Genomic DNA, 5,987 nt, shown 5'->3' on the forward strand with positions numbered 1-5,987 from the left:
GCGCCATCCCCACCGCCGCCGGTGCCGTCACGTGGACGGCGATCAGCATCGCCGTACGCCCCTCCAGCAGGCCCCCGAAGCCGACCATCGACAGGCCGAGCACCCCGAAGAGGCAGAGCGTCACGCCGAGGGCCGCCGTCGGGCTCCCGGACGCCGCCGGTGCGCCGGGCCCCCGTACGGCCCCCGGGCGTTCGAAGCGGCGGAAGGCCGCCACCAGCGCCGCCGTCAGCGCCGCGGCCGCTGCCAGCCGCAGCGGCACCTGCGCCCACCACGCGGCGCTCGCGGGCGCCGGGAGCGGGATGTCGAGGGCGAGCAGCGCCCCGTAGACCCCGAGCATCGCCGTCAGGTGCCAGAGGAACGCCGTCATGGAGATGCCGTTGGCCGCGACCACGCCCCGCCACACCCGGGGCCTCGCCAGCCACCGCGTCGCCGGGGCGCGCAGGAGTTCGACCGCGCCGACCAGCCACAGGCCGTGGCAGAGGAGGGCGAAGGTGGGCGGCGCCATGTTCGAGACGCGCTCGCCGGGCATGCCGACCATGGAGAGGGGATACGGGCCGAGCGCGACGAGGAGCGCGGCGCCCACGAGGCCGGCCCCCGCGAGGACGTACGGCAGGCGCAGCCTTCCGTCCGCCCGCAGGAAGCCCAGCTGGTGCACCGCGAGCCAGACGAAGGCGAAGTTCAGGAACTCGACGTACGGCACGTCGAACGCGAAGCGCGCCGCGTCCACCGCGCCCGCCGCCGCCACGAGCGCGCCGAACGCGCCCCAGCCCCACCGGTCGTGCAGCCGCAGCAGCGGCGGGGTGAAGGCGACCATCGCCAGGTAGATGCCGATGAACCAGAGCGGCTGGGCGACCAGGCGCAGGGCGACATCGAGCAGGCCGCCGCCCTGGCCGAGGAGTTGCAGGGCGAGCGCGCCCGCGCCCCACACGCCTATGAAGACCATCGTGGGCCGCAGCAGGCGCTGGAGGCGGGCGCGCAGGAAGGCGGAGTAGACCGAGCCGCCCTCGGACCCGGACCCGGACCCGGATCCGGACCCGGACCCCGATTCGGACGCGCGGCTCAGTGAGCGGTACGACAGGGCGTGGGAGAAGCCGCCGACGAAGAAGAAGACCGGCATGATCTGCAGCGCCCAGGTGAGCGGTTGCAGCTCCGGTACGACGGCGAGGAGGTTGCCGACCTCGGCGCGGCCGTCGTCGCCGGTGGTCACGGCCGCCATCAGCCAGTGTCCGGCGACGACCGTGCCCAGCGAGGCGACCCGCAGCAGGTCGATGTACCGGTCACGCCCGGCGGGCGTCTTCTCGGCCAGTTCGCGCACGCTTGATCCCATGGACGTACGGTCGCGTGCGGGGTGCCCTCGGCGTCAGCGTGCCCGTACTCATCCCGTACTCATTCGGGGGTGAGTATCTGGGCCTGGGGGTGTCGGCGCGGGTTCGTCGTGGCTGGGCGCGCAGTTCCCCGCGCCCCTTCGGGGCGCCAGTATTCGGGGCGCCGGTTAAACCGTCTGCGCGCCCGGCGCCGGTGCCGTCGCCACCCGTGCCGTGCGGCAGGTGCCGGAGGCCGTCAGGGCGTCGGCGACCTTGTGCGCGGACGCGGCGTCGGCGGTGAGGAACGCCGTCGTCGGGCCGGAGCCGGAGACCAGCGCGGCCAGGGCGCCCGCCGCCGTGCCGGCCGCGAGGGTGTCGGCGAGGGAGGGGAAGAGGGAGAGGGCGGCGGGCTGGAGGTCGTTGGTGACCGTCGCGGCGAGCGCCTCGGTGTCGCCCGTGCGCAGGGCTTCGATGAGCGCGGGGGAGGCTTCGGGGGCGGGCGCGTCCGGGGTGAGCCGGTCGAACTCGCGGTACACGGCGGGCGTCGAGAGCCCGCCGTCGGCGACGGCGAACACCCAGTGGAAGGTGCCGCCGACCTCCAGCGACTGAAGCTTCTCGCCTCGCCCGGTGCCGAGCGCGGCGCCGCCGACCAGGCTGAACGGCACGTCGCTGCCCAACTCGGCGCAGATGTCGAGCAGTTCCTCGCGGGACGACTTGGTCCCCCACAGCGCGTCGCACGCCACGAGCGCGGCGGCGCCGTCCGCGCTGCCGCCCGCCATGCCCCCGGCGACGGGGATGTCCTTGGCGATGTGGAGGTGGACGTCGGGGGCGATGCCGTACCGCGCGGCGAGCAGTTCCGCGGCCCGCGCCGCCAGATTCGTACGGTCAAGGGGCACTTGGCCGGAGCCGGGCCCCTCGCAGGTCACCCGCAGCTCGTGCGCGGGGGTGACCGTGACCTCGTCGTAGAGGCCCACGGCGAGGAAGGCGTTGGCGAGGTCGTGGAAGCCGTCGGGGCGGGCGGCGCCCACGGCGAGCTGGACGTTGACCTTCGCGGGGACGCGTACGGTCACGCTCACGCGGCGGCCTCCTTGTGCTCGGCGATCCGCGCGAACTCCTCGACGGTGAGGGCCTCGCCGCGCGCCTGCGGGGAGACCCCGGCGGCGACCAGGGCGGCCTCGGCGGCGGCCGCGGAACCGGCCCAGCCCGCGAGGGCGGCCCGCAGGGTCTTCCTGCGCTGCGCGAAGGCGGCGTCGACGACGGCGAAGACCTCGCGCTTGGAAGCGCTGGTCTTGACCGGCTCGGCGCGCTTCACGAGCGAGACGAGCCCGGAGTCGACGTTCGGGGCGGGCCAGAAGACGTTCCGCCCGATGGATCCTGCGCGCTTGACCCGCGCGTACCAGTTGGCCTTCACGGACGGGACCCCGTACACCTTCGAGCCGGGGTCGGCGGCGAGCCGGTCGGCGACCTCGGCCTGCACCATCACGAGGGTGCGCTCGATGCTCGGGAAGGTGTCGAGCATGTGCAGCAGGACGGGTACGGCGACGTTGTACGGGAGGTTCGCGACCAGCGCGGTCGGGGCGGGGCCCGGCAGCTCGCGTACGAGCATGGCGTCGCTGTGCACCAGCGCGAAGGAGCCGGCCTTCCGCGGGAGGCGGGCCTCGATGGTCGCGGGCAGCGCCCCGGCGAGTACGTCGTCGATCTCGACGGCGGTGACGTGCGCGGCGGTCTCCAGCAGGGCCAGGGTCAGGGACCCGAGCCCGGGGCCGACCTCGACGACGACGTCGTCCGGGCCTACCTCCGCGGTGCGGACGATGCGCCGGACGGTGTTGGCGTCGATGACGAAGTTCTGGCCGCGCTGCTTGGTGGGGCGTACGCCCAGGGCAGCGGCCAGTTCGCGGATGTCGGCGGGGCCGAGGAGGGCGCCGTGCTCAGTGCTCACCGCACCAGGTTACGTGGGCTGGCCCCTGGGCCTTGTTCCGGCAGCTACGTCTCGTTTTCGGCTGACCGCCGGTGGGGGCTGGTCGCGCAGTTCCCCGCGCCCCTTACGGGGCGCTCAGCCGACGGTTTCTCGCGCCCCGTCAGGGGCGTGCGGTCGTGCCCCGTCAGGGGCGCGGGGAACTGCGCGAGCAACCACTACGCACCCGCGGGGAAACGTCAGCCCCGCAGATGCCGCCCACAGTGGGGCCAAGGGGCGGCACCGCGCTGAACGTAGAGTTTCTTCGCTCGGAACGTCTGTTCCGAGGCCGACGCGTCCTGGGGGCGCCCCGTGCCGCCAAGCCCCTGCCAGGTCCTCGTGTCGAACTGGTAGAGGCCGCCGTACGTGCCCGAGGGGTCCACCGCCCCCGGCCGACCCCCCGACTCGCAGCGGGCCAGCGAACTCCAGTCGAGGCCGTCCGCCCCGGCCACCGAGGACGGCATCCGCTTCGTGCCGACCTTCACGATCCGGTTCTGCGGCTCCCGCACCACCTCGGAGCCGATCCGCCGCGGCCGCTGCTTGACGCCGTTGACGCTCCGCAGCGCGTACGTCACGCGCCGCGCGCCCTGCCGCCCCGCCTGCACCACGACCTCCGTGCCCCGGAACAGCGTCGGATCCTGCACTCGCTTCACCTCGAAGGGGATCGCCTCCTCCCTGACCTCCTTCGACCCCCTGATCCGCATGACGGTGACCGTCATCCCGTCGCGCGGGAAGCTGTCGGGCGCCACCGACGTGGTGTCCTGCCCGCGCAGCGTGACCCCGGCCTCCGCGACGGCCTCCCCCACGGTCGCCGCGTTCGTACGGATGGTCCGCTCCCGCCCGTCCGCCATGATCGTGACGGTGCGTTCCGTGCGGACGGCGAGGTCGAGCCCGTCGCGGCCGATGCGCCGGCTGCGCGAGGCCGACAGGTGGGCGCCCTCCGCGCGCACCCCGAGCTGGCGCAGGGCGCCGTCGACGGTGCGTGCCGTCGTCCACACCTGGCGCCGCTCGCCGTCGAGGGTGAGCCGCAGGGGGCGGCCGTAGCGGACGGCGACCTCGTCGCCGCTGGCCAGGGCGGTGCCCGTCGCGGGCGCGACGATGTCGTGGGCGCCGACGGCGAGGCCTTCGTCGGCGAGGAGTTCCCCGACGTCGTCGGCGAAGGTGTGCAGGGTGCGCGGCTTGCCGTCGACGCTGAGGAGTACCGCCTTGTCCTCGGCGACGAACGCGGAGGTGCCGCCCGCGAGGAACGCCACGACGAGCGCCTGCGGCACCAGGCGCCGCAGCCCCTCGGCCCGCTCGGAGGGCGGGGGGCCGCCGGTGCCCCGAGCGGTCTTCGCGCGGCGGGCGGCCCGCCGCGCCTCGGCCCGGCCGCCACCGGGCAGCGCACCGGACGGCGGGGGGCCGGTGACCTGGCCCGGCACATAGGGCTGGGGGTGCGGCTCGGTCGGCGCGTAGGACCGGGCGTGCGGCTCGGTCGGCTCGTAGGACTGGGCGTCCGGCTCGGTCGGCTCGTACGGCAGGGCGTAGGGCTCGTACGGCGCTTCATACGTCTCGTACTGCGCGTTGCTCACGATGACGCTCCAGAGGTCCGGACCGGGCGGACAGAACCTAGCGGAGGCGTCGTCACTCTCCAAAGTCGACTTGCTACGGAGCGTCGTGGCGTTATCGGTCAGTAATCGAAGGCGCGCGCGGTGTTCGCAGAGACGGCCGCCGCCATCTCGTCCTCGTCGATGCCGCGCACCTGGGCCATGGCGCGCACGGTGACCGGGATGAGATACGGCGCGTTCGGCCGCCCCCGGTAGGGCGCGGGCGTGAGGAACGGCGCGTCCGTCTCGACGAGTACCAGTTCGAGCGGCGCGACGGCCAGCGCGTCCCGCAGCCCCTGCGCGTTCTTGAACGTGACGTTGCCCGCGAACGACATGAAGTAGCCGTGTTCCGCGCAGATCTGGGCCATCGCGGCGTCACCGGAGTAGCAGTGGAAGACGGTGCGCTCGGGGGCGCCCTCCTCCTTCAGGACGCGCAGGACGTCCTCGTGGGCCTCGCGGTCGTGGATCACGAGGGCCTTGCCGTGGCGCTTGGCGATCTCGATGTGGGCGCGGAAGGAACGCTCCTGGGCGGCCATGCCCTCGGGCCCGGTGCGGAAGTAGTCGAGGCCGGTCTCGCCGACGCCCTTGACGTGCGGCAGCGCGGCGAGCCTGTCGATCTCCGCGAGCGCCTCGTCGAGCGCGCCGTCGCCGCCCGCCTCGCGCGCGCCCTGCCGGGACCAGCCGTCGGGGTCGCCGAGCACGATGCGGGGCGCCTCGTTGGGGTGAAGGGCGACCGTGGCGTGGACGCTTTCGTGCGCGGCGGCGGTGTCCGCCGCCCACTGGGAGCCCCGGATGTCGCAGCCGACCTGGACGACCGTGGTGACCCCCACGGAGGCCGCCTTGGCCAGGGCTTCCTCCACGGTGCCCGACTGCATGTCGAGGTGGGTGTGCGAGTCGGCGACCGCCACCTGGAGCGGTGCGGGCAGGGGCGGCGGCGCGTCGGCGTTCTTCGAAGGCATACGTCGATCCTACGAACGCGCGGAGCCGGACCGCTCGCCCGGAGCCGCGCGGACCGCCCCGGACCGGGCTGCGTCACCGCGCCTTGCGGTGCTGGAAGGGGTGCAGCAGATCGGACAGGTGCCAGTGGTGCCCGCGCCCGCCCGCCGACGCCACCGGCACGGGACCTGGGCCCTCCCCCACCAC

General features: G+C 74.3%; 5 protein-coding genes. All 5 read right to left on the bottom strand.

Features of this window, described 5'->3' with window-relative positions; translation table 11 throughout:
• A partial coding sequence (locus GKQ77_RS25810) for an acyltransferase family protein (protein ID WP_219691338.1) occupies nucleotides 1-1,327 on the bottom strand: 1,327 nt, incomplete at its 3' end.
• A 165-nt stretch (nucleotides 1,328-1,492) separates the two neighbouring features.
• Nucleotides 1,493-2,380: a 4-(cytidine 5'-diphospho)-2-C-methyl-D-erythritol kinase gene (locus GKQ77_RS25815; protein WP_219691339.1), complete on the bottom strand. Its 888-nt coding sequence runs from the start codon at nucleotides 2,378-2,380 to the stop codon at nucleotides 1,493-1,495.
• Entirely contained in the window at nucleotides 2,377-3,243 is an 867-nt protein-coding gene (gene rsmA / locus GKQ77_RS25820) for a 16S rRNA (adenine(1518)-N(6)/adenine(1519)-N(6))-dimethyltransferase RsmA (protein ID WP_219691340.1), read from the bottom strand. The genes GKQ77_RS25815 and rsmA overlap by 4 nt, the downstream gene beginning before the upstream one ends.
• A 215-nt stretch (nucleotides 3,244-3,458) precedes the next feature.
• The gene (locus tag GKQ77_RS25825; RefSeq protein WP_219691341.1) at nucleotides 3,459-4,829 is read right to left on the bottom strand and encodes a resuscitation-promoting factor; all 1,371 of its coding nucleotides are present in this window, start codon (nucleotides 4,827-4,829) and stop codon (nucleotides 3,459-3,461) included.
• Nucleotides 4,830-4,927: 98 nt separating this feature from the next.
• Nucleotides 4,928-5,803, bottom strand: coding sequence for a TatD family hydrolase (locus GKQ77_RS25830; protein ID WP_219691342.1), 876 nt, complete (start codon nucleotides 5,801-5,803; stop codon nucleotides 4,928-4,930).
• Between the last annotated feature and the right edge of the window lie 184 nt (nucleotides 5,804-5,987).

Source organism: Streptomyces anatolicus (assembly GCF_019400875.1).
GTDB lineage: Bacteria > Actinomycetota > Actinomycetes > Streptomycetales > Streptomycetaceae > Streptomyces > Streptomyces anatolicus.